This is a genomic window from Lysobacter sp. A286, from assembly GCF_054052105.1.
In genome coordinates this window covers 2,083,663-2,108,322 of sequence record NZ_JBSVRJ010000001.1, presented here as the reverse complement: position 1 = coordinate 2,108,322, position 24,660 = coordinate 2,083,663, and the positions used below count along the sequence as shown (strand labels likewise).

The 24,660-nt window shown below is 67.0% G+C and carries 25 protein-coding genes; all 25 read right to left on the bottom strand.

The genetic code is table 11. The features are described from left to right. Positions 1-10: 10 nt before the first annotated feature. The 25 genes from ACW7G0_RS09790 to rpoN all read right to left on the bottom strand — a co-directional run bounded on the left by ACW7G0_RS09790 (position 11) and on the right by rpoN (position 24,555). Positions 11-1,813, bottom strand: coding sequence for a chemotaxis protein CheA (locus ACW7G0_RS09790; RefSeq protein WP_456989334.1), 1,803 nt, complete (start codon positions 1,811-1,813; stop codon positions 11-13). Positions 1,814-1,817: 4 nt separating this feature from the next. Continuing rightward, the gene (locus ACW7G0_RS09785) at positions 1,818-2,426 is read right to left on the bottom strand and encodes a protein phosphatase CheZ (RefSeq protein WP_456960793.1); all 609 of its coding nucleotides are present in this window, start codon (positions 2,424-2,426) and stop codon (positions 1,818-1,820) included. Beyond that, on the bottom strand, positions 2,423-2,815 hold the full coding sequence (cheY, locus tag ACW7G0_RS09780; RefSeq protein WP_456960794.1) for a chemotaxis response regulator CheY: 393 nt from the start codon (positions 2,813-2,815) through the stop codon (positions 2,423-2,425). The genes ACW7G0_RS09785 and cheY overlap by 4 nt, the downstream gene beginning before the upstream one ends. Before the next feature lie 56 nt (positions 2,816-2,871). Further along, a complete protein-coding gene (locus tag ACW7G0_RS09775) occupies positions 2,872-3,624 on the bottom strand; it encodes an RNA polymerase sigma factor FliA (protein ID WP_456989333.1) in 753 nt (250 codons plus the stop codon). Further along, positions 3,621-4,487, bottom strand: coding sequence for a MinD/ParA family protein (locus ACW7G0_RS09770; protein WP_456962907.1), 867 nt, complete (start codon positions 4,485-4,487; stop codon positions 3,621-3,623). The genes ACW7G0_RS09775 and ACW7G0_RS09770 overlap by 4 nt, the downstream gene beginning before the upstream one ends. A 19-nt stretch (positions 4,488-4,506) precedes the next feature. After that, positions 4,507-6,204, bottom strand: a complete 1,698-nt coding sequence (gene flhF, locus ACW7G0_RS09765; RefSeq protein ID WP_456989332.1) for a flagellar biosynthesis protein FlhF — start codon at positions 6,202-6,204, stop codon at positions 4,507-4,509. 41 nt (positions 6,205-6,245) lie between these two features. Further along, on the bottom strand, positions 6,246-8,234 hold the full coding sequence (gene flhA / locus ACW7G0_RS09760; protein WP_456989510.1) for a flagellar biosynthesis protein FlhA: 1,989 nt from the start codon (positions 8,232-8,234) through the stop codon (positions 6,246-6,248). A 92-nt stretch (positions 8,235-8,326) separates the two neighbouring features. After that, the gene (gene flhB / locus ACW7G0_RS09755) at positions 8,327-9,475 is read right to left on the bottom strand and encodes a flagellar biosynthesis protein FlhB (RefSeq protein ID WP_456989331.1); all 1,149 of its coding nucleotides are present in this window, start codon (positions 9,473-9,475) and stop codon (positions 8,327-8,329) included. Between the two features lie 67 nt (positions 9,476-9,542). Continuing rightward, a complete protein-coding gene (gene fliR, locus ACW7G0_RS09750) occupies positions 9,543-10,331 on the bottom strand; it encodes a flagellar biosynthetic protein FliR (protein WP_456960799.1) in 789 nt (262 codons plus the stop codon). Positions 10,332-10,346: 15 nt separating this feature from the next. Then, positions 10,347-10,616, bottom strand: a complete 270-nt coding sequence (locus tag ACW7G0_RS09745; protein ID WP_456960800.1) for a flagellar biosynthetic protein FliQ — start codon at positions 10,614-10,616, stop codon at positions 10,347-10,349. A gap of 4 nt (positions 10,617-10,620) precedes the next feature. Continuing rightward, entirely contained in the window at positions 10,621-11,433 is an 813-nt protein-coding gene (gene fliP / locus ACW7G0_RS09740) for a flagellar type III secretion system pore protein FliP (RefSeq protein ID WP_456962908.1), read from the bottom strand. Positions 11,434-11,450: 17 nt separating this feature from the next. Next, on the bottom strand, positions 11,451-12,092 hold the full coding sequence (gene fliO / locus ACW7G0_RS09735; RefSeq protein WP_456989330.1) for a flagellar biosynthetic protein FliO: 642 nt from the start codon (positions 12,090-12,092) through the stop codon (positions 11,451-11,453). Next, positions 12,089-12,442 carry a flagellar motor switch protein FliN gene (fliN, locus tag ACW7G0_RS09730; protein ID WP_456989329.1) on the bottom strand — a complete coding sequence of 118 codons (354 nt, stop codon included), beginning with the start codon at positions 12,440-12,442 and terminating at the stop codon, positions 12,089-12,091. The genes fliO and fliN overlap by 4 nt, the downstream gene beginning before the upstream one ends. Continuing rightward, on the bottom strand, positions 12,439-13,446 hold the full coding sequence (gene fliM / locus ACW7G0_RS09725) for a flagellar motor switch protein FliM (RefSeq protein ID WP_456960803.1): 1,008 nt from the start codon (positions 13,444-13,446) through the stop codon (positions 12,439-12,441). The genes fliN and fliM overlap by 4 nt, the downstream gene beginning before the upstream one ends. A 10-nt stretch (positions 13,447-13,456) precedes the next feature. Further along, complete coding sequence (locus ACW7G0_RS09720) at positions 13,457-13,945, bottom strand: flagellar basal body-associated FliL family protein (RefSeq protein ID WP_456960804.1); 489 nt, start codon at positions 13,943-13,945, stop codon at positions 13,457-13,459. Between the two features lie 268 nt (positions 13,946-14,213). Beyond that, a complete protein-coding gene (locus ACW7G0_RS09715) occupies positions 14,214-15,212 on the bottom strand; it encodes a flagellar hook-length control protein FliK (RefSeq protein ID WP_456989328.1) in 999 nt (332 codons plus the stop codon). A 128-nt stretch (positions 15,213-15,340) separates the two neighbouring features. Continuing rightward, entirely contained in the window at positions 15,341-15,799 is a 459-nt protein-coding gene (gene fliJ, locus ACW7G0_RS09710) for a flagellar export protein FliJ (protein ID WP_456989327.1), read from the bottom strand. 5 nt (positions 15,800-15,804) lie between these two features. Further along, positions 15,805-17,211, bottom strand: a complete 1,407-nt coding sequence (gene fliI, locus ACW7G0_RS09705; RefSeq protein WP_456989326.1) for a flagellar protein export ATPase FliI — start codon at positions 17,209-17,211, stop codon at positions 15,805-15,807. Next, positions 17,208-17,843, bottom strand: coding sequence for a FliH/SctL family protein (locus ACW7G0_RS09700; protein ID WP_456989325.1), 636 nt, complete (start codon positions 17,841-17,843; stop codon positions 17,208-17,210). Before ACW7G0_RS09700 ends, fliI begins: the two co-directional genes overlap by 4 nt. Before the next feature lie 5 nt (positions 17,844-17,848). Beyond that, positions 17,849-18,835: a flagellar motor switch protein FliG gene (fliG, locus tag ACW7G0_RS09695; RefSeq protein WP_456989509.1), complete on the bottom strand. Its 987-nt coding sequence runs from the start codon at positions 18,833-18,835 to the stop codon at positions 17,849-17,851. 25 nt (positions 18,836-18,860) lie between these two features. Next, entirely contained in the window at positions 18,861-20,540 is a 1,680-nt protein-coding gene (gene fliF / locus ACW7G0_RS09690) for a flagellar basal-body MS-ring/collar protein FliF (RefSeq protein ID WP_456989324.1), read from the bottom strand. A gap of 77 nt (positions 20,541-20,617) precedes the next feature. Continuing rightward, positions 20,618-20,989: a flagellar hook-basal body complex protein FliE gene (gene fliE, locus ACW7G0_RS09685; RefSeq protein ID WP_456989323.1), complete on the bottom strand. Its 372-nt coding sequence runs from the start codon at positions 20,987-20,989 to the stop codon at positions 20,618-20,620. Between the two features lie 293 nt (positions 20,990-21,282). Beyond that, the gene (locus tag ACW7G0_RS09680) at positions 21,283-22,686 is read right to left on the bottom strand and encodes a sigma-54 dependent transcriptional regulator (RefSeq protein ID WP_456989322.1); all 1,404 of its coding nucleotides are present in this window, start codon (positions 22,684-22,686) and stop codon (positions 21,283-21,285) included. After that, positions 22,683-23,084: a response regulator gene (locus ACW7G0_RS09675; protein WP_456960812.1), complete on the bottom strand. Its 402-nt coding sequence runs from the start codon at positions 23,082-23,084 to the stop codon at positions 22,683-22,685. Before ACW7G0_RS09675 ends, ACW7G0_RS09680 begins: the two co-directional genes overlap by 4 nt. 16 nt (positions 23,085-23,100) lie before the next feature. Then, positions 23,101-24,555, bottom strand: a complete 1,455-nt coding sequence (gene rpoN, locus ACW7G0_RS09670; protein ID WP_456989321.1) for an RNA polymerase factor sigma-54 — start codon at positions 24,553-24,555, stop codon at positions 23,101-23,103. Between the last annotated feature and the right edge of the window lie 105 nt (positions 24,556-24,660).

Sequence of the window (24,660 nt, the reverse complement as noted above, 5' to 3'; positions counted from 1 at the left end):
CTGGCCGGGATTACTTGAGTCGCGACGTGCCACGCACGCCGGTTCGATACAGCGCGTCCACGTCCAGGATCAGTGCCATCCGGCCGTCGCCAATCAGGCTGGCGCCGGCATAGCCCGATAACCCGCGCAAGGTGCGCGGCAAGGCCTTGATCACTACTTCCTCGCGACCGCGCACGCGGTCTACCGACAGGCAGAATCGCTGCTCGCCGGCTTGCAACACGACCACGGTGCTGCCCGCGGTCGCCTCGGGTTCGATACCCAGCCAGCCGCGCAGGCTCAACAGCGGCACCGGTTGTTCGCGCAGGTCGAGCACCTCCTGGCCATCGATCGACATGGGCGCCCCGGGCAGCTGCGCAAGCACCTCCATTACCCGGACCAGGGGCAAGGCATAGACGTCGTTGTCGACCTCGACCAGCAAGGTCGGAAGAATCGCCAGGGTCAGCGGCACCTGGATTACGAAGCGCGAGCCGTGCCCCGGTTCCGACTGGATCTGGACCCGGCCGGACAACTCGTGGATGCGTGATTGCACCACGTCCATGCCTACCCCGCGCCCGGACAGGTCACTGACCTCGGCGCGGGTGGAGAAGCCCGGCAGGAAAAGCAGTTGCAGGCACTCGTCCGGCGACAGCCTGGTTGCGGCGTCGGCATCGACCAGGCTCTTGCGCACGGCAATGTCGCGGATCCGGTCCGGGTCGATTCCGGCGCCGTCATCGCGGACCTCGATGACCACGTGGTCGCCTTCCTGCTGTGCGGACAAGCGTACGTGGCCTTGCTCGGGCTTGCCTGAGTTGCGGCGCGCCTCGGGTGACTCGATGCCATGGTCGATCGCATTGCGCACCAGGTGCACCAGCGGATCGGCCAGCGCCTCGACCAGATTGCGGTCCAGCTCGGTCTCCGCGCCAACGACTTCCAACTCGACATTCTTCTGCAGTTGTCGCGCGACATCGCGGGCGAGCTTGGGAAAGCGGGCGAACACGCGGCCGACCGGCTGCATTCGCGCCATCATCACCGCTGACTGCAGGCGCGAGGTCGCGCCGTCCAGCGCGCCGACCGCGCGATCGAGTTCCTCGTCATGCAGTCGCGGACGCAAGGTCTTCAGGCGGTTGCGCGCCAGTACCAGCTCCCCGACCAGGTTGACCATGGTGTCGAGGCGGCGCACGTCGACACGCACCGTCGGCTCGTCCTGGTGTGCCGGGGCGGCAGGCTTGCGCGGCTTTGGCAGGCTGGGCGCCGCCGGTTGAGCTGGTGGTGGCGCGGGCACGGCTGCAGGGATGGCCGCAGGCGGCTCCGGCGTCGCTGCAGGCGACACCACGCCGGGTGTGCCGCCGCTGCCGTGCAGGCTGTCGAGCAATGCCTCGAAGTCGAGCTCATCCAAGTCGTCGCCGCCGGGGGCGGCTGGCGATTTGATGTCGTGGTTTGCCGGAATTCCGATTATGGCCGCATCGACCCGCAGGCTGTCGATCAATGCTTGGGGTGCGGGCGTCATCGGCTCGCCAGCGGAGACGCAATCGAGCATGTCGACCAGCAGGTCCAGGGCCTGCTGGGAGCCGTCGAAGGCAGCGGCATCCAGCACCGCATCGCCGGTACGTGCCAGGTTCAGTCGATCTTCCACCGCGTGGCAGATCGTCACCATGGCCGGGAAATCCAGGAACCCGGCGCCACCCTTGATGGTGTGGAAACCGCGGAACACCGAGTTCAGGCATTCACGATCGGCGGGCGCGTGCTCCAGTGCGACCATCTGCTCGCCAAGCTGATCGAGGATCTCGCGCGCCTCGACCAGAAAGTCGGCGCAGATGTCGGACGCGGTGTCCATGCCGCTATAGCCCCAGGGACGACAGCAGTGTGTTGGCGTCGTCCTGGCTGACCGGCTCCGGATCCAGGCCGGCGATCGCGGGGCCGTGGCCACGGTTGGAAGCTTGCGGGGCAATGCCGGACTCCTCCTGGCCGACCACCTCACCCAGCCCGACGTGCACGGCGCGTACCAGCGAGACCACGCGCAGGATGATTTGCCCGGTAAGGTCCTGGTAGCCCTGGGCGGCGGTCAGCTCCGACAGTCGCGAGCGGATGCCGAGCATGGCATCGCGTTGCGTATCGTCCAGCGGCGTGGGCAGCTGGCGCAGGAGCGCGCTGCACTCATCGACCAGGTCCAGTGACCGCATGCTGGCGCGTTCGGTCAGGGTGACCACATGCTCCAGCCGAGCGCAGGCGTCGGGCAGCGAGGTCGCGCTGGGTTGCTCGTGACCATCCTCGCCGAACGCCTGCTCCAGTTCGCGTGCAAGTCGCGACAGCCCCTGCACGAATGGTTGGGTACGCCATTGGATCAACTCATCGACGTTCTCTCGCCAGCCGTCATGGTCGTCGTTTTCCAATGCCCACAGCGCGGCGTGCAGGCGTTGGGTGATGACCTGCCGGTCGTCGCTGTTCACGCGCCCGCCCCGAGGCGCTCGAATACCTTGCCCAGCTTGTCGCCTAACGTCGCGGCGGTAAACGGCTTGATGACGTAGCCGTTCACGCCGGCTTGCGCGGCTTCGATGATCTGCTCGCGCTTGGCTTCGGCGGTGACCATCAGCACCGGCACCTTGGCCAATGCGGGATCCTTGCGGATCGCCTTCAGCAGGTCGATGCCGGGCATGCCGGGCATGTTCCAGTCGGTGATCACCAGGTCGAAGCTCGCCTTGTTCAGCTCCACCAGGGCGGTGGTGCCGTCGTCGGCTTCGGCCGTGTTGGTGAAGCCAAGGTCGTTGAGCAGGTTCTTGACGATGCGACGCATCGTGGAGAAGTCGTCGACGATGAGGATGCGGATGTTCTTGTCCATGGGTCTGGAGGCACTCGGGAAGCGGTTGAAAATGATGATTCGATTGCGACGATGGTTCAGTCACTCGGGTCCATGGCGGTGTCGCGCCACTCGCCCAGTCGCGCGCGTAGCCGCAGCATCGACTGGCCGTGGATCTGGCACACGCGTGACTCGCTGATCGACAGCACGGCGCCGATCTCGCGCATGTTCAGCTCTTGCTCGTAGTACAACGACAGCACCAGCTGTTCGCGCTCGGGCAACTCGCCAATGGCGCCGCCGAGTGAGTCCCGGAACTCGCCATAATCGAACGCGCGTGCAGGGTTGGCATCGCCAGGGGCGGACACGCGCGGTTCGCCGTCGTGCTCGTCGGTGTGCGCGTCAAGGCTGATCAACTGGCCGCGTGAGGATTCCTCCAGCATGCGGTAGTACTCATCCAGGCCGATCTCCAACTCACCGGCAACCTCCTGCGCGGTGGCGGCGCGGCCGGTGGCCTGCTCAATCCGGCGGGTCGCGGCGATCACGTCGCGATAGCGGCGATGTACCGAGCGCGGCACCCAGTCGCCACGCCGGATCTCGTCGATCATCGAGCCGCGGATGCGGATCGACGCATACGTCTCGAATGCCGCGCCCTGGTCGTCCTGGAAGTTTCGTGCAGCGTCCAGCAAGCCGAGCATCCCGGCTTGGATCAGGTCGTCGACCTCGACGCTCGACGGCAATCGTGCCGCGAGGTGGTGGGCAATGCGACGGACCAGTTCGCCGTGGCGCTCGACCACTTCGGATGCATCCTGGCGGGGCAGGCTGGCGCGATAGGCAGCGGCGGCATGACTCATGCGATGGCACTCCTGGCAGGTGTGATCAGGCGCTCCATGTAGAACTCGACATGCCCGCGCGGACCTTGCGGGGATTGCCATTGGCCGGCGCGGCGGGCGATGTCACGGAATGCCATCGCCGAAGGACTGGACGGGAACGCCTGGGTTACCGCTTCCTGGCGCTGGATGGCGCGACGCAGCCATTCGTCGCGGGGGATCGCGCCCAGGTAGTTCAGGGTCACGTCGAGAAACTTCGATGCGACTCGCTCCAGCTTGCCGAACAGCTGTCGACCCTCGCCGGGGTTGTGCACCTGGTTGGCCAGCACCTGGATGCGGCTGACCCCGCGGTCGCGATTGAGCACCTTGATAAGCGCATAGGCATCGGTGACCGAAGCCGGCTCGTCGCACACCACGACGATCACGTCCTGTGCGGCCTGGCAGAAGGTCAATACGCTGTCGGCAATGCCGGCGGCGTTGTCGATCACCATGGCGTCGATTGGCAGGTCCAGCTGGCTGAAGGCATGCACCAGACCAACATGCTGTTGCGGCAGCAGCTCAACCATGTGGCGCTTGCCGGAGGCAGCGGGCACGACCCAAAGGCCACCCGGGCCTTCCAGCAGGGTGTCGCGCAGTTCGCAGCGCTCGGCGAATACATCGGCCAGGGTGAACCGCGGCGACAGGCCGAGCATGACGTCGACATTGGCCAGGCCCAGGTCGGTATCCAGCAACAAGGTGCGCTGGCCGGAGTTCTGCAGCGACATCGCCAGGTTGACCGATACGCTGGTCTTGCCCACGCCGCCCTTGCCGCTGGCTACGGCAATGACCCGGACCGGGGCCGCGCGCGCAGACGTTGTCGGCGTGGCGCCAGCAGGCTGCGCCATCATCGCGGGAACGGGTTGGAGGTCAGGCGATGGCATGGTGATCCTCGGTGACAAAGGGGTTATCGGCCGCACGGCGCAGTTTCTCCAGTTGCAGGACCAGGTTGGACGCATCGGCGGCCTCCAGATCCTCTGGAACGCTTTGGCCATGGGCGGTGTAGGTCAGGCTCAGACCGTTGCGGATGGCGACCGACAAGGCCGCGCCAAGGCGTCCGGTCTCATCGGTCTTGGTCAGCACCACGCCTTCGGGACTGGCCATCCGGTAGCGGCGGACCAGTTCACTCATGTCATGCGGGTGTGCGCTGGCGGGCAGTACCAGCAAGCTGCGCAACTGGCGGGTGGCACGCAGCCAGGTGATCTGGCTGAGCAGCGCGCGGTCACGGGCGCCATAACCGGCGGTATCGACCAGCACCAATGGATAGTCCTGCAACTGGGCCAGCGTCTGGGCCAGGGCTTCCGGCCCGTTCGACTCGCATACGGTGATGCCGAGGCGGCGTCCGTGTGCATGCAGTTGTTCGATTGCGCCCACGCGCTCGCTGTCAGTGGTCACCATGGCGACATCGCGGGCGCGGTGGCGGGCGGCAAAGCGGGCGGCCAGCTTTGCCACGGTCGTGGTCTTGCCGGCGCCGGTGGGTCCGATCAGTGCGATCACGCCGCCGTCGTCGATGGGCTCGCTGCGGCTGATGGTCAGCATCCGTGCCAGCTCGGCGAGCATCGGTGCGCGCACCTTGTCCGGGTCCAGCGCCGGGTTGATCTTGGCCGCAATGGTCTGTGCCAGGGACTCGTCGCAGCCATACCCCAGCAGCATGTCGTAGGCGGCGGCACGCGCCGGGGAGCCGCGCAGGCGTTCGCTGGTGAACTGGCCCATCTCGCGCTCGATCATCCGTCGCATCGAACCCAGTTCCTCGCGCATGGCGATGATGCCGGGGTCCGGCTCGGCGACCGCGTGTACCGCCGGTGGCGCGGCCTTGACGCTGGCCCCGGTCGCATCGGCCGGTGCCGGCAGGTGCGACGACATCGTCGTGGCCAGTGAGGGCGGTTCCTGGACTGGGGCCGGGTCTGGAAGATCGGCGGGAAGCTTGCCGGCCGGGGCCTCGGTGGCCGCGCCCTCGCCGAGGGGATCGGCTGGCAGCAGGTCCCGGTCGGCGAGGGCATTCATCATCGCCTCGAAGTGGGTCGGTGATCCGGTTGCTGCGTTCACCGCTGCAGCGGTCGGGGCAGCGTTGGCCTGTGGCCGCGCACCGGCAGGGCGTGACGCATTCGGGTGGAGGGCGGCCGTTGGCGGCATGTGTCCGGTGAGCTCCGCCAGGGTCGCGTCGGCGTGTTCCTTGTCATGGCTTTCCGCCGGGGAACCACCAATGCGGAACACGGCGCGTGCGCGGCTGGCGAAACTGTCGCGCGGTGGCGACGTCTTCGAGTCGGCGCCCGATGCCGGCGTCACGGCTGCCTTGCCGCTCGCGTCGTCGTGGTTCCGGCCCGCGTGTCCGGGGGTTGCCGGCGGCAGCTGGTCGGGCCTGGTGGCAGCCGGTGTCGGCGACAGTGCCGGCGTCGCGGCACGCAGAGCCTGATGCACCAGTGCCTCGTCGTAATCGGTCGCCGCGACGACCTCGATCCCGTCGGCGGTCGGCCGCGTCGACAGGATGACCGACTCCGCCCCCTGTTCCTCGCGCACCATGCGCAATGCGCTGCGCATGTCGGTGGCAATGAAACGCTTGATTCTCATGACGTTGTTCCCTTGTTCCCGTTATTCCAGGCCCTGGTTTGTCAACCAATCGAGCCGACCAACCGCAAACGCTTCTCTTCCGGTACTTCGGTGTAAGCCAGTACCGACAGGGCCGGTACGCTGTGCCGCACCAGCCGCGCGATGGTTGCGCGGATCCCGCCGGGCACCAGCAGGACGGCCGGTTCGCCGCGTCCCTCCTGCTGCGTCACCAGATCGTTGAGGTTCTGGTGCAGCCGCTCGGCAAGTCCTGGTTCCAACGCGGCGCCGGTGCCGTTGACCGACTCTTGCAATACCTGTTCCAGAGCCGGCGCCAAGGTATAGACGGGCAGTTCGGTCTTGAGCCCGTTGAGCTCCTGGACGATGAAGCGCCCCAGTGCGTTGCGGACCGCTGCGGTCAGTGCGGCCGGGTCCTGGGTGTGCGCGCCGTGCTCCAGCAGTGCCTCCACGATCTGGCGCATCTGCCGCAGCGGCACCTTCTCCAGCAACAGTGATTGCAGTACCCGCACCACCACCGACAGCGGCAGCAACTTGGGCGTCAAGTCCTCGACGAGTTTCGGGGTCGCCTTGCCCACGCTGGCCAGCAGCTGTTGTACTTCGTCGTGACCCAGCAGTTCGGAGGCGCGCTCGCGCACCACGTGCGACAGGTGGGTGGCGACTACGGTGGCGGCGTCCACCACCGTGTAGCCCAGCGATTCGGCATGGGCGCGCTGGTCCGGCGGGATCCATACCGCATCCAGCCCGAATGCCGGGTCCTTGCCGGGGATGCCTTCCAACGGGCCAAATACCTGGCCCGGGTCGAGTGCCAGGTTGCGGTCCGGGTACAACTCGCCGGTCGCCATTGGCACTCCATGCACCAGGATCCGGTATTGGCCGGGCGACAGCTCCAGGTTGTCGCGCACGTGCACCGCCGGGATCAGGAAGCCCAGATCCTGGGTCAGCTTGCGCCGGATGCCTTTCAGCCTCGCCAGCAGTTCACCGCCACGGGTCTTGTCGACCAGAGCGATCAGCTTGTATCCCACCTCCAGTCCAAGCGGCTCCACCGGGCGCACTTCGTCCCAGCTCAGCTCGGCCATGGCCTGGTTCTGGCTGCTGCCGGTGGCCACCTCGTCGGCATCCGCGGTCGCGGCGGCGGCGGTCTCGCGCTTGTGCAGTTTCCAGGCGGCATAGCCGACGATGGCCGACAGGGTCAGGAAAGGCAGGTTGGGCATTCCCGGGACCACGCCGATCAGGCCCAGCAGCAAGGCGGCGACGAACAGCGCGCGCTTGTGCCCGAATACCTGCGCCGATACCGCCGGTCCCATGTCCTGCTCGCGGGTTGCCCGGGTGACCAGCATTGCGACCGCCGTGGACACCAGCAGTGCCGGCAACTGGGCGACCAGGCCATCACCGATGGTGAGCAGCGCATAAACCTGGGCCGCGCTGGAGAACGCCATGTCGTGCTGGAGCACGCCGATCAGGATGCCGCCGACCAGGTTGATCACCAGGATCAGCAGGCCGGCGATCGCATCACCGCGGACGAACTTGCTGGCGCCGTCCATCGAGCCATAGAAGTCGGCTTCCTCCGAGACTTCCTGGCGCCGGGCCTTGGCATCTTCGCGCGTCAACAAACCGGCGTTGAGATCGGCGTCGATCGCCATCTGCTTGCCGGGCATCGCGTCCAGGATAAAGCGTGCCGACACTTCGGCGATGCGCCCGGAGCCTTTGGTTACCACGATGAAGTTGACGATGGTCAGGATCGAAAAAACGATCAGGCCGACGGCGTAGCTGCCACCAATGACGAAATTGCCGAACGACTCGATCACGTGCCCGGCCGCGCCGGGGCCTTCGTGACCGTGCAGCAGCACCACCCGGGTGGAGGCGACGTTCAGCGCCAGCCGCAGCAGGGTGACCATCAACAACACCGACGGGAACACCGAGAATTCCAGCGGCCGCTTGACGTAAACCACCGCCAACAACACCACCAGTGACAGCGCGATGTTGATGGTGAACAACGCATCCAGCACCACCGGCGCCAGCGGTACCACCACCATCGCCAACATCGCCAACACCACTACCGGGGCAGCGGCTCCGTCGCGCAGCGAACGGGCGAGGTCGGCTATGGAAAACCGGCTCATGGTTGCACTCACGCTGCCGGCCCCCCGTCAACCGGGTCGACGGCGCCGTCCGCGCCTACGTCCAACGGCTGCAGCGACGGAGCCGGGCCGTGCGCCGGCTGCCAGCGCTTGAGCTGGTACACGTAGGACAGTATCTGTGCGACTGCAGCGTAGAGTTTCACGGGGATTTCCTGGTCGACCTTGGCCTGCCTATACAAGGCGCGTGCCAGCGGCGGTGCCTCGACCACGGTGATGCGGTGTTTCCCGGCCACGTCGCGGATCATCAATGCGGTCTCGTCCACACCCTTGGCGACCACCCGGGGCGCACGCATGTTGTCGGGGTCGTACTTCAGCGCGACTGCGTAGTGGGTTGGGTTCATCACCACCACGTCGGCGCTGGGCACCGCCTCCATCGTCTGGCGTTGCGACAGTTGGCGTGCGACCTGGCGCACCCGGGCCTTGATCTCAGGGTTGCCCTCGGTCTGCTTCATCTCGTCGCGGACTTCCTGCTTGGTCATCTTCAGCTTGCTGCGGTGCTGGTAGCGTTGCCACGGCACATCGATGGCGGCAATCAACGCCAGCGAACCCGCCATCGCCAGCAGCGCGGTCATCGCGGTGTGCAGGCCGGTGTCAATGGCGACATGCAGTCCCATCCGGGGCATCAGCAACAGGTTGTCGACCGCGCCGATGATGACCAAGGCGCCGGTGCCAACCACCAGCAGCACCCGCAACATCGAACGCAAAAGCTCGGCGAAGCCTTCCTTGCCATAGATGCGCTTGAGACCAGAGGCCGGGTTGAGTCGCTTGAAATCCGGTTGCAATGCCTTGTTGGAGAAGCGGATGCCGCTCATCAGTGCCGGCGCGATCAGGCAGGCCACCAATGCGGCGGCCAGCACCGGCAACACCGGCAGCATCAGTGAAATGGCCAGGGTCACCGCGTGGGTGATCAAGCGGTCAGGGTGGCCGAGGATGGCCGGATTGAAGGCCAGCGCGCCGCCCAGCCAGCCCTGTGCCGCAGTGCCGATGCCCGGCGCCAGCAGCATCAATGTCACTGCGGTGACCCCCAGCACGGCAACGTTGGCCAGTTCACGGGATCGCGGGACATCGCCTTTTTCACGAGACTCGCGCAGGCGCTTCTCGGTCGGTTGCTCGGTGCGGTCCTCTTGATCGCCGGACATGACAGGGTTCCTGCTGCGGCCACGGGGTGGCCAATCGGATACAGCGCGACCGGCAGGCTGGGCGCGGTCAGCCGGTCAATGCGCGCGCCGCCAGGAAGGCTTCCCCGAACAGTCGCTGTATCGGCTCCTGCAGTTCCCGTGCCAGCAGCCCCAGCAGGACCAGTCCAACGACCAGGGCCACCGGCAGGCCGATCGCAATCGGGTTGAACGCCGCGGCGGCGCGCGAGAGCACGCCGAAGGCCAGGTTGGAGGTCAACAGCGCCATCATTACCGGCAGCGCCAGCAACAATCCCGCCCGCAGGCAGGTGGCAAAGAATGCGGGCAATGCCGCCAGGAAACCGTGCAGGTCAACCAGCGGCGCGCCGATCGGCAGGGTCCGGTAGCTGTCGACCAGCAACTCGACCAGCGCGAGGTGGGCATCGAAGGCGAAAAACAGCAACCCGAAAGTCAGGAAGAACCACTGCGAGAGCACCGTCGACGATGCGCCGCTCAAAGGGTCCGCCAGGGTCGCAAACGACAGCCCCATGCCCTGGCTGACCAGCTCGCCAGCCAGTTGCCCGGCCTCGAAGGCGAGCCGAAGCATCAGGCCAATGGCGATGCCGACTGCCAGTTCCCGCACAACGGTAAGGACCGTTGTCGCGTCGATCGCGGCGATGGGCGGGACGGGCAGCACGGTGGACATCGTCGCCGACAGCGCCAGGGCGACGATCAGCCGCGCCTGCACCGGCATTCCGCGGCCGCCGATCATCGGCAATGCCAGCAACGTCCCGCCTATGCGCAGCAGGTACCACAGCACCTGGCCAAGCATGCCGAACAGGTTCAATCCATCGATGGCGGTGGCGGTCGCCGGGTCCATCGCGCGGGTTCCCGGTCAGCCAATCAAGTGCGGGATGCGCTGGTACAGGCCGATGGTGAACGCCACCATCTTGCCGAGCAGGAAGTGCCCGGTCAGTGCCAGTATCGTCGCCAATGCAATCGCCTTCATCACGAACGCGATGGTCTGCTCGTTCACCTGGGTGGCGGCCTGGATGATGCCGACCACCACGCCCACGACCAATACCGCCAGCAGGGGAGGAGCGCCCATCAACAGCGCCATCTGCAGGCCGCGGCCAATTTCGGTGATGGCGGTTTCCGGCGTCATCGTCCTACACCGCGTTGAAGCTGGCAGCGAGTGAACCGACCACCAGGATCCAACCATCCACCAGCACGAACAGCAGGATCTTGAACGGGGCGGAGATCAGCATCGGCGAGAGCATCATCATGCCCATCGACATCAGCACGCTGGCGACCACCAGATCGATGATCACGAACGGGATGTAGACCAGGAACGCGATCTCGAACGCGGTTTTCAGCTCACTGGTCAGGAACGACGCCGCCAGCACCCCGAATGGCACGTCCGACGGTCCTGCGTACGGGCCGCTGCCGGACAGCCCGGCAAAGGTCATCAAGTCATTCTCGCGGACCTGGGCCAGCATGAAGCCGCGGAACGGCTCGATCGAGGCGGTCCAGGCGCTGCGGAAATCCATCTGGTCATTGAGGTAGGGGGAAATGCCCGCGGCCCAGGACTGGTCGAACACCGGCATCATGATCATGGTGGTCAAAAACAGCGCCAACGCCAGCAGCACCTGGTTGCTGGGGGTCTGCCCGGTGCCGAGCGCCTGTCGCAACAGGCCCAGCACGATGATGATGCGGGTGAAGGCCGTCAGCCCGAGCAATGCCGCCGGCAGCAGGGTGATGCCGGTCATCAGCAACAACACCTGCAACGGCAGGCTGACCGGTTCGCCGCCGATATTGCCAACCGTCACGTTTGGCAATGTGGGGGTGGTCGTCGCGGCAGGCGATGGCGCCGTTGCCGGCGCGGCCATGGGTGTGGTTGACGCGGGCGCAGTCTGCGCCGCGACGGTCGGGGCCAGTAGCAACGCGGCGACAAACAGCACTACGCCGAGCAGTCGCGACATCCGGGCAGCGACCCGGCTCACGGCTTTTTGCCGAAGTGTTGTGAAAGCAACTGGGCGAACGGCGAGGGACCGCTGTTGGGGGCGAACGGTAGCGGCGCGTCGAGGGTATGCAGGGTGCGGGTGCCACCGGGGCCGACCCCAAGCAGGAGTTGGGTCTGGCCTATCTCGACCACCACCACCCGGTCACGCGGGCCCAGTGCCAGCGACCCGACCACGCGCAGTGCCGGGTTGCCGGCACCCGCGATACCCATGCCCGGCATCCGGCGGGCCAACCACGCCAGTCCGAGGATCAGCGCGACCACCAGCAGCAGCGCGAGCACGCCACCGCCTACCGCGCCGGCGCCGCCGGAACCACTGGCTGGCGGCGGCGCGAACATCGGCGCCGGCGCTACCGACGCGGCGTGCGTGCGTGCCATTGGCAGGGGCAGCGGCACGAGGTTGGCGGTGGTATCAACGGAAGCGGTGACCCGCGCGAAAGCGCCGGTGGAATCCACCGCTGCAGCCGCCACAATCCCTTCCTTCGCCACAGTCCCGTCCTTCACCACAACCCCGTCCTTCACCACAACCCCGTCATTCGCGCGCAGGCGGGAATCCATGGACGTGGCTGTAGACGTGGCCGCAGCAACCGCCGCCGCCGCAGTGTCGGCCGCCGGGCTCATCGCAGTCGCTTGATGCGCTCGGCGGGGCTGACCACATCGGTCAGTCGCACGCCGAAGCGGTCGTTGACGACCACGACCTCGCCCTGGGCAATCAGGGTGCCGTTGACGAACACATCCAGCGGCTCGCCCGCGCCACGCTCCAGCTCAACCACCGAGCCCTGGTTGAGCTGGAGCAGGTTGCGGATCGGGATACGGGTGCGCCCGACCTCCAGCGACAGCGATACCGATACATCCAGGATCACGTCCAGGTTCAGGTCGGTGCCCCGGCTGTCGCCGTCGGCGGTCAGGGTATCGAACGCGGCGCGCGAGGTTTGGCCGTCGTCGGTCTGTGGGATGTCTGTCGGGTTCATGGCGTTGTCAGGCTTTCGAAAGTGGGGAGGGCGCGGGCGGGGTGGACGGTGCCGATCTTGATGGCGTTATGGCCGTTGTGACTGCCGAACTGGCCGGTGAACAGCGCGGTCTGTTCAACGTTCAAGGTCACCGTGTCGGGCAGATGGATCGGAATCACGTCACCGATCTTGAGTTGGCACAGTTGGCGCAGGCTGATCTGGCATTGGGTCAACGAGCTGCTGAGCTCGACCTGTGCGTCCTGCAGCTGCTCACGCATGGCCCGGGTCCAGCTTTCATCGCGCTCCACCCGGTCACTTTGCACGCCGGCGTCCAGCTGTTCGCGGATCGGTTCGAGCATCGAGTAGGGGATGGACACGTGGAACTCGCCGCCGCCGCCTTCCAGCTCGACATGGAAGCGGCTGACCACGATGTACTCGCGCGGGCTGATGATGTTGGCGAAGTGCGGGTTGACCTCCGAGTTGAGGTATTCGAATTCGACCGGCAGCACCGGCGCCCAGGCGTCCGCCAGGTCGGCGAAAGTCTGCTTCAGCAACAGCTGGATGACCCGCATCTCGGTGGGGGTAAATTCGCGGCCTTCGATTTTGGCCGGGTACTTGCCGGCGCCGCCAAAGAAGTTGTCGACCACGGTGAATACCAGCCGCGGCTCGAACATCACGATGGCAGTGCCGCGCAGTGGCTTCATCTTCACCAGGTTCAGGTTGGTCGGCACCTGCAACGAGTGCATGTACTCGCCAAAGCGCATCAGGTCGACCCCGCGTACCGACAGATCGGCCGAGCGTCGCAACAGGTTGAAAAGGCCGACCCGCCAGGTGCGGGCGAAGCGCTCGTTGATCATCTCCAGGGTGGGCAAGCGACCACGGACGATGCGGTCCTGACTGGCGAAATCGTAGTTGCGCGCCTCGTTGGGAGCTGCGGGCGCGTCCTCATCGACATCAACGGCACCGCTGTCGACGCCGTGCAGCAGGGCGTCGATTTCGTCTTGGGAGAGCAGGTCGGAGCTCATCGCAGGTGTCCTACTGGGTCACGAAGCTGGTGAAATAAACCGCTTCGAGCTTGCTGGCGGTGGTCTCGGCCTTCAGCAGCGTGCGCACTTCGTCGGCGGCGGTCTTCTGCAACCGTTCCTTGGCGCTGCGCTGGGCCAGTTGGTCGGCGGAGTACTGCCCAAACAGCAGCAGCAGGCGGTTGCGGATGGCCGGTGCATGCAACTCCATCGCCTTGGCGGTGGCGTCATCGCGGGTCATCAGCTGCACATCGGCCTGCAGGTAGCGCACCGCGTTGGTGTCAGCCAGGTTGACCACGAAGGCCGGGTCCAGCGCGAAGTAGATCGCCGGCTTGCGTGGCGAGGCTTGATCGGTTTCAGCGGCAGTCGCATCGGTTGCAACGGGCGCTGCCACGGCGCTGGAATACCAGAACCATCCGCCACCGGTGGCCAGTATCAGCACCAAGGTAGCGACAAGGATCCACGGCAGCTTGCTGGAGGACGATGGCTTCTTGGATGGCACGCGACAACTCCGGGATGCGGGGGTTGCCAAGGCAATGCAAGGGGTGTGCCGCAACTCCGGCGACGGGCAGTGACAGGGATTTGACGCATGCAGCAATGGTCACTGGTGGCGGCGGTTTGACCGCCCTGTCGTTACCGCGAAAGCGGGAAGCGCTCCACAACAGCCCAAAGGGCTGGTCATCCATGGCCTTTGGCTTTCAAAGGCTTGAAGTCGCTGGGTCCCCGCTTTCGCGGGGATGACGGGGAATGTGGCGTTGTCCGGACCTTAACTAGGCGTACTCGTCCAGCAACCCGCGACGCAGGATGGTTGGAATCGGGGTGTCCACGATGTCGGCGTCGTGTCGGTCGGAGCCGGCATCGGTCACGTAACCGTCGCTGCTGTTCGATTGCCCACTGCCAACGTCGGACTGGGCCAGTTGCAAACCCTGTTGCGCGAGCATGTCGCGCAGGCGGCCGACGCTGGCTTCCAGTGCCTGCCGCACGTCGGCGTTGGCGGAGTTGAACTCGGCACTCACCCGGTTGCCGTCGATATGCAGCCGAACATCGATGGGGCCGAGGTGGTCCGGGCTGACCCGGATCTCGGCGCGGCCGATGCGCTGATCGGCCAGCCAGCCGATGCGCGCGCCGAGCGCGTCATCAAAGCCTGAATCCGGATCGGCCGGCATCGGGATGGGTGTCGCCGCCGTCGCCGCTGCACGGACCGGACTGTTGCCGGTGAGCGGTTGGGAGGGGAGGGCAAACTCGATGGCATCCGCATCGGCACCCACCGCCGGTGCCGCTGGGAGTGATTTGCCGGCGTCATCGGCGGCTGCCAGACCCATCGCGCGGGCAAGATCGGCTAGAGGAAGCGCATCGTCGGCGGAGGCGGCGCTGGCGGCATTGGCGGCCAACGTGGCATTGGTGGCTAGTGTCGTTGGGCCAAGCGCGAAGGCCGGCAGCCTGAGGTCGGAATCGGTGGCCGCCAGCTGGCCCAGCGCTTCCCCTGCCGGGGCCACCGATGCGGTCAATGTTGTCGAGTCCGCCGTCAGCGCCAGGCTGGCATCCGCGCCGGTTGCGAGTGCGGCAGGGGCAGTCGGGGCAAGCGGTGCCGGGGTGGGCCAGTGGCCTCCCAGCAGAGCCAGGATCCGGTCGGGGGAATGGTCTTCGTCCGTGGTCTTGTCCGCGTCCGCCGGCTGTCGGTCGTGTGCATCGTTGGCGGCGGACGAGGTCTTTGCTTCCGTCGTCGCCGCGTCGCTGGACGCACCGTTGCCCGCCGAAGACTTGGCCAAGACACCGGCGAAACCACTGCTATCGCTGTCGCGCGCTGAGTCTTTGGTGGAGCTTCGGGGAGCGCCCGCTGCCGGCGCGCTGCCGGCGGACGTGCTGGCAGCACCTGCGCCAACTCCGCCGGCGGCCATCATGCGGCCGGCTCCGGCTCCGGCTCGCCGCGGCGGCTGCTCGATACCCGTCGTGCGCCCAGATCATCCATCTCGCGCTGGCTGCGCTGCTCGACCGTGCGGGATTCTTCGGCACGGTAGCTGGCCGACAACTTCTCCAGCACGTGGGTCTCGCGACTGGCCAGCAGCAGGCGCGCGCGCTCGACGTCGCTTTGTTGACGGGTGTCGCTGACCACGCGGCTTTGCTGGGCGATGGCGGTATCCAGTCGCTCGCGAAATGCCAGTCGGTTGGCCAGCAATGCCGGGCTGGTGAGGCTGGAGCCGCCGGGCACTGCGTACTCCAGTGCGTAGCGGCGCAGCGCGTCCAGGCGTGCCTGCTGCTCAACCACCGCGCGGTCGCGTTCGGCGACCTCGCGGGCGACGTCGTCCTGACGTCGCTGCTTCACTTTCAACAGTGGATCCAGTCGTTGCGATCGCATGTCGGTCAGGTCTCCTGCGGGTTGGGGGTCGGGGATTGCGGAATGTCGGGCGCATCGTCAAGCAGGCGGGCGAGTGCGGCGCGGCTGGCGTCGACATCGGACGCCTCGCTGACGTCCTGGCCCAGGAATGCCTGGATTGCGGGCCAGCGGGCGACAGCCTCGTCGACCGCCGGATCGCTGCCGCGCTGGTAGGCACCGATGGCGATCAGGTCGCGCTGGGCCGAGTAGGCCGCCAGCAGCCGGCGCAGCTTGCGGATACGTTCGCGCCACGGCGCGTCGGTGATGTCCTGCATGACCCGGCTGACCGAGACCTCCACGTCGATGGCCGGGTACTGGCCGGCGTCCGCGATGCGGCGGGTCAGCACGATGTGGCCGTCGAGGATCGCGCGGGCGGCATCGGCGATGGGTTCCTGCTGGTCGTCGCCCTCGGTCAGCACGGTGTAGAAGGCGGTGATCGAGCCGCGGCCGTCGGCGCCATTACCGGCCCGCTCCACCAGTTGCGGCAGCTTGGCGAATACCGATGGCGGGTAGCCGCGGGTGGTCGGCGGCTCGCCTACCGACAGCCCGATCTCGCGCTGTGCCTGGGCGAAGCGGGTCAGCGAATCCATCAGCAGCAGCACGTGCAGGCCCTGGTCGCGGTACCACTCGGCGATGGCCGTCGCCCGTAACGCGCCGTGCAGCCGGGCCAGTGGTGGCCGGTCGGCCGGGGCGGCGACGACCACCGCACGGCGCATGCCTTCCTCACCGAGAGTGGCCTCGACGAAGTCGCGTACCTCGCGGCCGCGCTCGCCGACCAGGCCGACCACGATCACGTCGGCGGCGGTGTAGCGGGTCATCATGCCCAGCAGCGTCGACTTACCGACACCGGAGCCAGCGAACAGGCCGATGCGCTGGCCGCGGCCAATCGGCAGCAGCGCATTGATTGCGCGCACGCCGACGTCCAGCGAGCGGGTGATCGGCTCGCGCGTCAGCGGGTTGATGATCTGTCCGCCCAGCCCGACCCAGTTCTCCGGGCGCAGCGGGCCGCGACCGTCCAGCGGTACGCCGTCGCTGTCGATCACTCGCCCCAGCAGCCCTTCGCCTACGGCCACCTCGCCGCGCTGGCGGGTGGTCACCACCCGCGCATTGGGCAACAGGCCGGCCAAATCGGCAGTGGGCATCAGGAAGGTGCGGTCGCCGGAGAAACCGACCACTTCGGCATCGACCCAGCGGCCGCCGGAGGTTTCCACCCGGCAGCGCGAGCCCAGCGGCGCGCTGCAGCCGGAGGCTTCCAGGGTCAGGCCGACCGCACGCCGCAACACGCCTTCGCGGGCGAGACCCAGCGAGGGGGGCTGCGGGTTGATGGTGCCCAGCCGCGCTGAAAGGCGCAGGTTGCGCATTTCTTCCCACTGGTCGGCGGCGATGCGGCTCATGGGGTGTCCTCGGCGTTCGTGTCGGCGTCGGTCTCCATGGCCGCGTCGAGGCAGGCCTGCAGGCGCGCGGCGAGGGTGCCGTCGATGCGGACGCTCTCGCTGTGCAACCGCAGTTCGCCGCGGGACAGGGTGCTGTCCTCGCTCAGGCGCACGCCGCTCAGCCCCATCAGGTGCGGTGCCAGCACGCCCAGGTCATCGGGGTGCAGGCGCAGTTCGATCTCGCGCGAGCTGGTGCCGACGGCGTCGAGTGCCTCGCGCACCAGGTCGGCCAGCAGGGTCGGGTCGGCGCGGTAGGTACGGCCGAGCAGGTTGCCGGCGATGCGTACGGCCAGCTCGCCCAGCGCGTCGGCCACCTCATCGTCCAGGCGCGCCAAGGGGCGGGTAAAGCCGTCCAGGATGCCTTCCATCTGGGCGGCCATCTTGCGTACTTCGGACTGGCCGCTGGCCAATCCTTCAGCATGGCCGGCGGCGTAGCCTTCGTCTCGCGCCGACTGCTCCAGTGCCTGCAGCTCTTCCACGCTCGGTCGGGCCGGTGCCGGTTCCGCCGCTGGCATGGCCGGGCTCGCGCCGCACGTGGCCATCGATTCCAGGTCCGGTGCGGTCCAGCGCACCAACTGCGCGGGATTGGCCATGACCGTCATACGAAGGCCTCTGTCTTGGCGGCCAGCTGGATCGCGCCGCTATCGGCCAGTCGCCGGACTTCGGCCAGGATCTCCTTCTGCGCAGCCTCCACCTCGGCCAGGCGCACCGGCCCGCGCGCCTCCATGTCCTCAATCAGGATATCGGCCGCGCGCTGGGACATGTTTTCGGTGATCTTGGCACGTACCTTCTGGTCGGCACCGCGCAATGCCAGCCCGAGTTTTTCGCTGGGAATCTCGCGCAATACGGTCTGTATGGCGCGGTCATCGAGTTCGACCAGATTCTCGAACACGAACATCAAGTCGCGGATCTGGGCGCTCAACGGCTCGTCGATCTGGCTGATATTGCCCAGGATGGTCTCGTCCTGGCCGGAGTCCATGAAGTTGAGGATGTTGGCCGCAACCCGCACGCCGCCGATGTTGGAGGACTTGATGTTCTGGTTGCCGGCAAACTGGCGCGCCATCACCTCGTTGAGTTCGTTGAGCGCATTGGGCGGTATGCCGTCAAGGGTGGCAATGCGCAGCAGCACGTCGGCGCGCACGCGTTCGGCCAGGCACTTGAGCACCTCGGCGGCCTGGTCCTCGTCCAGGTGGGACATCACGATGGCGATGATCTGCGGGTGCTCGTTGCGCACCAGTTCGGAGATCGCGCGCGGCTCCATCCACTTCAGCGTGTCCAGCCCGGTGGTGTTGCGCCCCGCCAGGATACGGTCGATCAGGCTGCCGGCGCGCTCCTCGCCCAACGCCTGGTTGAGTACGGCGCGGATGTAATCGTCGGCGCCCGAGCCCAGGGCGCTGGGCTGGGCAAGGGTCTCCACGAAGTCGTCAAACACCACGCCGACGGCCTCCCGCGACACGCCGCCCACCGACGTCATCGCCATGCCGAGCTTCTGCACTTCCCGCGCGCCCATGTGCTTGAGCACCTCGGCGGCCTGTGCCTCGCCCAGTGACAGCAGGACCACGGCGGCACGCTGCACGCCGGTCAGCGGCTCTTGTTTCATCGTCTTGGGCTCAGCCATCGGTTTCCACCCAGTTGCGGATCACGTTGGCGACACGCTTGGGGTCGTTGCTGACCGCGGTTCGCGCCACCTGCAGTTTTTCGTCGAAGTTCATCGATGCCTCCGGCGCGTCGTCGCGCAGGCGGGCGGCAGCCGCCTTGTCCGGTGCAGACAATGTGACCGGTACGTCCTCGTCATCCTCGATCAATGTTGCGACCGCGGTGCGTGGCTTGACCGGACCCATCAGCTGGCGCATGGCGGGGCGCAACACGGTGAAGATCAGCATCAACACCGCCAGTCCGCCCAGCGCGATACGCAGCAGTTCCTTGACCCTGGGGTTCTGCCAGAACGGCAGCTCCGCAGGTTCGTCCAGTTGCCCATGGTTGAACGGCGCGTTGACCACGGTGACCATGTCATCGCGCTGGGCATCGAAGCCGATGGCCTGCTGGACCAGCGACTTGATGCGCTCCAGTTCGGCATCGGTCAGGGGGCGGGAGGTCTGCTTGCCGTCCTTGTCGACCGCGGTGGGGAGGTTGTCCACCAGTACTGCGGCGGTTACCCGCGTGATCCGGCCGGGTGCCTGCCGGGTGTGGGTCAGGGTGCGGTCGATCTCGTAGTTGCGTACCGCGGTACGGGTGCCGGTGAGCGTGTCGTCGGCGGGTTGGGCAGTGGCTGGTGCCGCGGCCGCGGGGTTGGCGGCGGCGTTGGCGGCCGCTTGCGCGGCATCCGGGGTGTTGCTGGTGCTGCCCGGTACGCCGCCCGGGGCTGCGTTTGCGCTGAGGTCGCCGGATTCGGAGACCTGCTCGCTGCGGACGATCGCCGCCTCGGGGCCATAGATCTCGCGCGCCTGCTCGCTCTGGGAGAAGTCCATCGCCACGCTTACCTGTGCACTGACCCGCCCGGGGCCGGTCATCGGCGCCAGCAACTCCTGGATGCGCTGCACGTAAACCGCTTCCTGGCGGTGCTGCTGCTCGAAACGCTTGGCGCCGATGGCCGAGCTGCTGTCGGGATCGGCGTTGGACAGCATGCGGCCAAACTGGTCGACCACGGTCACGCTTTCCGGTGGCAGGGTCGGGATGCTGCCCGACACCAAGTGAACGATCGCGTTGACCTGGCCGGCCTCAAGCACGCTGCCGCTGCGCAACTGCAGCACTACCGATGCGCTGGCCGCCTCCTTCTGGCGGGTAAACGCGCTGGGCTTGGGTATCGCCAGGTGGACGCGCGCCTCCAACACCGGGCGCAGGTTGCCGATGGTGCGTGCCAGTTCGGTTTCCAGCGCATGCTGGTAGCGCGCGTTCTCCACAAACTGGCTGGTACCAAAGCCCTGGTCGCCGTGCAATGACTCGAAGCCACCGCCGGTCTTGGCCGGCAATCCCGCCGAGGCCAACGCCAGCTTGGCCTGGCCACTCTGGTCGGTGGGCACCGCCAGCGAGCCGCTGGAAGCGTCGACCCGGAACGGAATGTTCGCGCTGCGTAACAGGTCGGACGCTTCGCTGGTGGACTTCGCGTCCAGCCCGGCGAACACCGGCACGTAGTCCGGTCGCTGGGTCCAGAAGAACAACCACAGGCCGATCGCGATGGCGGCGGCCACCAGCGCAAACGTGCCCATCTGGCGGACCACGGGGATGTCCTGCAGCGGGCCGAGCTCGCGCAGGTTGGTGATCGCAGTCTTGGGTAGGGAAGTGGCGCTCATTGTTGCGGTCTCGAATGTGCGGTACTACGTCGGCAATCGGGTTGGCATCACACAGGCATGTATCAAACAGGCATGCATTACACCGGCATGTTCATGACGTCCTGGTAGGCCTGGACCAGGCGGTTGCGCACTTCGGCGGTGGCCTTGAAGGCGACCGATGATTGCTGCATGGCGACCATCACCCGCGCCAGGTCCGCGCGCGGGTCACCCATCTCGAATGCCTGTTGCAACTGCGCGGAATTGTTTTGCGCGTGGCTGACGCTATCCAGCGCGTGGTTGAGGGTTTCCGAGAACCCCGGAGCTTTCGTTTCGCCGACCCGGCCGGGCCCGTCGGCACGGAATCCGCCGGGCTGGATCGCGTTGCTGGCCGGCGCATCGCCCAAACGACCGCCGACCTGCGCCTGGTGGGCACGGATCTGGGAAAGAATCGAGGAAATCGCATCGCTCATGGCCGGGCTTCAAGCGTCTTGGGTAGCTGCCCATGACGATGCAATCCGTGTGCCAGAGCCGTGCCGGGATCCCGTCGCCCGATTGCTGTCTTTGCTCGTCATCCCGCTTTCGCTCGTCACTCCCGCGAAGGCGGGAGTCCATGGACGTTGTTGATCAGCGGCCTGAAGTCCATGGATTCCCGCCTTCGCGGGAATGACGGTGGTTGATCGGCGACGACGGTGGATGGTCGGGAATGACGGTGGTCGGTCGGGATGACGAGCAGAAGCCGAGTTGTTCAGGCTTTCTTTAACGCTCAGCGCTCGATGCCGTACTTGCGCAGTTTTTCCACCAGGGTTGTCCGGCGCAGGCCCAGCAGGGGGGCGGCGTGGGCTACCACGCCGTCGGCCTGTTCCAGTGCGGCGCGGATCAGTTCCAGTTCGACGTCGGCGATGTGTGAGCGCAGATCCATGCCTTCCGGCGGCAGGGTGGCGCGGGGCGACACGGTGGCGGCAGGGTGGGGGTCGAGCACCGACTCGCGCAGGGGCTCTTCGTCCGGCAGCTCCGGCATTGCCGCGCGGTAGCGTGCGGGCAGGTCGGTGGCGCGGACGGTGTCCACCGGGTGCAGCACCGCCAGTCGTTCCAGCAGGTTGCTCAACTCGCGCACGTTGCCCGGCCAGGCGTAATGGCGCAGGGCTTCCACGGCACCGTCACTCAGGGCGACCTGGCCACGGCCGGCCTCGCTCAGCTGGCGGGTAATCGCCGCGATCAGCTCGGGCAGGTCGTCGCTGCGCTCGCGCAGCGGCGGCATCTCGATGGGGAATACATTGAGCCGATAGAACAGGTCCTCGCGGAACTTGCCATCGGCGATGTGCGACTCCAGGTTGCGGTGGGTGGCGGCAATGACGCGCACGTCGCACTGGATGGTCTGGTTGCCGCCAACGCGCTCGAAAGTGCGCTCTTGCAGCACACGCAGCAGTTTGACCTGCATCGGCATGCTCATGTCGCCGATTTCATCCAGCAGCAATGTGCCGCCGTCGGCCATTTCAAAGCGCCCCTTGCGCTGGGTCAGCGCGCCGGTGAAGGCGCCTTTCTCATGGCCGAACAATTCGCTTTCCAGCAAGTCGGCGGGGATGGCGCCGCAGTTGATCGCCACGAAGGGCCGATCATGGCGCCGCGAGCGCGCGTGCACGGCGCGTGCGGCGACTTCCTTGCCGGTGCCCGACTCACCCAGGATCAGCACGGTGGTATCAAACGGCGCCACCTGGTCGATCATCCGCGACAGTCGCAATGCCGCGGCGCTTTTCCCGGTGGGACCGCCGGTAGTGGATCTGGGTTGCTCGTCCTCGTTGATGCGCTTCAGGCTGGCGCGACGGAGCGCTTCCTGCAGTTCGGCCCGGCGGATCGGGTAATGCAGCGGCCACACCGCCTCCGGATGCACGGCCGTGCGCCAACCGGCGTCGTCGGCATTGCCGGGCAGCACCATCAGCGGCGGATGCAAGGGCTGGCGGGCCAGCCAGTCCACCAGGCCCGGCCACGCCGGGTCGCCCTCCACGTCGCCCACGACCACCGCGACCCAATCACTGTGCCGGGCCTTCTTGAGGTCGATGTCGCCGGGCTCGGCCAGCCTTGGGGTGAAGTCCATGAACTCCAACAACGTCGCGACCCGCTCGGCGCGCTCCATGTCGTTGTCCAGCACCAGGATGCGGGATTCACTCACGGTGCTACCTCAGTGGTGCCGGCGTCCGCGCCGCCGACCACCGCCTCCAGCAATGGCATGACGTCATGCAGGTAGGAAAGCTTGCTGACGAATGCATCCGCGCCGGCCCGCAGCGCGTGCTCGCGGTGCTCGGCATCGTCGAAATGGCTGGCGATCACCACATAGGGTGGCTTGTCCTGGGCCTTGATCAGGCGGGTTGCCTGCAGCCCGCCCATCTCCGGCATCGCCAGGTCCATCAACACCACGTCCGGCAGCAGTGCCTCGCATTGGGCAATGGCCTCGATGCCATTGGTCGCCGAGCCGACCACGTTCACCCAGTCGACCCGGCGCAGGTGGCGGATGGCGGCGTTGATGAAACCTTCGTGGTCGTCGACCAGCAACACGGTGAGGGTGCGCATGAGGGGTTACTCCAGTTCAGCTGGCGGTGGCGGTAGGCGCCGGGCGTTGACGCGAGCGTGCGGGGCCGATGCAAAGTTGGCCGCGGTACTTCGCCACGGTGCGGCGCGCAATGCAAACCCCCTGGCGCTCCAGCAGGCCGGCAATGGTGTCATCGGCCAGCGGTGCGTGCGGGGGCTCGGCATCAATCAGGCGCCGGACCATCGCCTTGACCGCGGTTCCCGATACGCTCGCACCTTCCAGCCGGACGGCGAACAGGCGCTTGAGCTCCAGGGTGCCGCGCGGGGTCTGGACATACTTGCCGGTGGTGATGCGCGAGACGGTGGACTCGTGCATCCCGATCTCGTCGGCAACCTCGCGCAGGGTCAGCGGCACGATCGCCTCCTCGCCGCGTTCCAGGAAGCCACGTTGGCGCTCGATGAGCACCTGGGTGGTGCGCAGCAGGGTGTCGTTGCGCATCGCCACGCCGCGCACCAGCCAACGCGCCTCGTCGAGCAGGCCACGCAGCACACTCTGGTCACCCGGCGCGCCGTCCAGCGCGCGCGCGCAATGGGCGGCGACGCGGATGCGCGGGGTGGCTCGGCCGTTCAGGGCGACCCGCCACCGTCCGCCCAGGAAACGCGCCACCACGTCGGGCGTGATGTAGGGCGTTGCGGCATCCGCGGGTTCCTCGACCGGGCAGGGACTCAGGCTGAGGATCAATCCGGTGGCGCGCTTGATGGCGTCCGGGGTGGTATCCAATGCGGCGGCCAGCGCGGGGTGGTCGTGCGCGGCCAGCAGGTCGATGTGGTGGGCAAGGATGCGGTCGGCCAGGGCGTAAGTGGCGAGCTCGCGCGCGACGGGCTCGCCCGGATGTGTCCCAGCTCGTTCGGCCTGTTGGCGTTGCCGGGCCAGCTGCGCACGCAGGCACTCGGCTGCATCGACCGCCGCCATCCCCGGCCACGGGCCGTTGAGCAGCCGCAAACGCAAGGTTTTCATTGCCGGCCGGGTAATCGACAGCTCACTGGCGCCGGCGGCTACCAGCCCGGCCAGCGGGTGTTCCAGATAACCGCGGTCATCGCACTGGTCCAGCCACCACTGGGCAACACGCAGGTCGTCGATATCCCAATCCAGGGCCAGCTCCTGCAGCAGGCGGACCCGTGGGTCGCTGGAGCTGCCGGCCGCGATCCGCGCGGTGGCGTCGTCGTCGCCAGACGTACTGCCAGACGCTGCCGAGGTGTAGATCGGCTCGGGCAGCTCGTCCCAGGCACCGGCGTCCAGCGTCGCATCGTCGCCGTCAGCCTCCTGGACGTTGGCGTCGGTTTCACCAATCTCGTCGGCGTCATCGTGCTCCAGCATTGGATTGAGCTCCAAGGCCTGCAGCAGCTCCATTTCCAACTGTGGGGCAGATAGCTGCAGCAGCCGGATCGACTGCAACAGTTGCGGCGTGAGGTTGACGGTTTGCGTCAACTGCCCGTGGACGGTTTGTTTCACAGATCCCCCTGTGGTGATGCCGTACGCGCGGTACGGATCCTGCATGGCTGATCTTGCCTCGTCGGTGACAGATAACGAATCGGGGCAAACCCGAGCCAAGTAGGG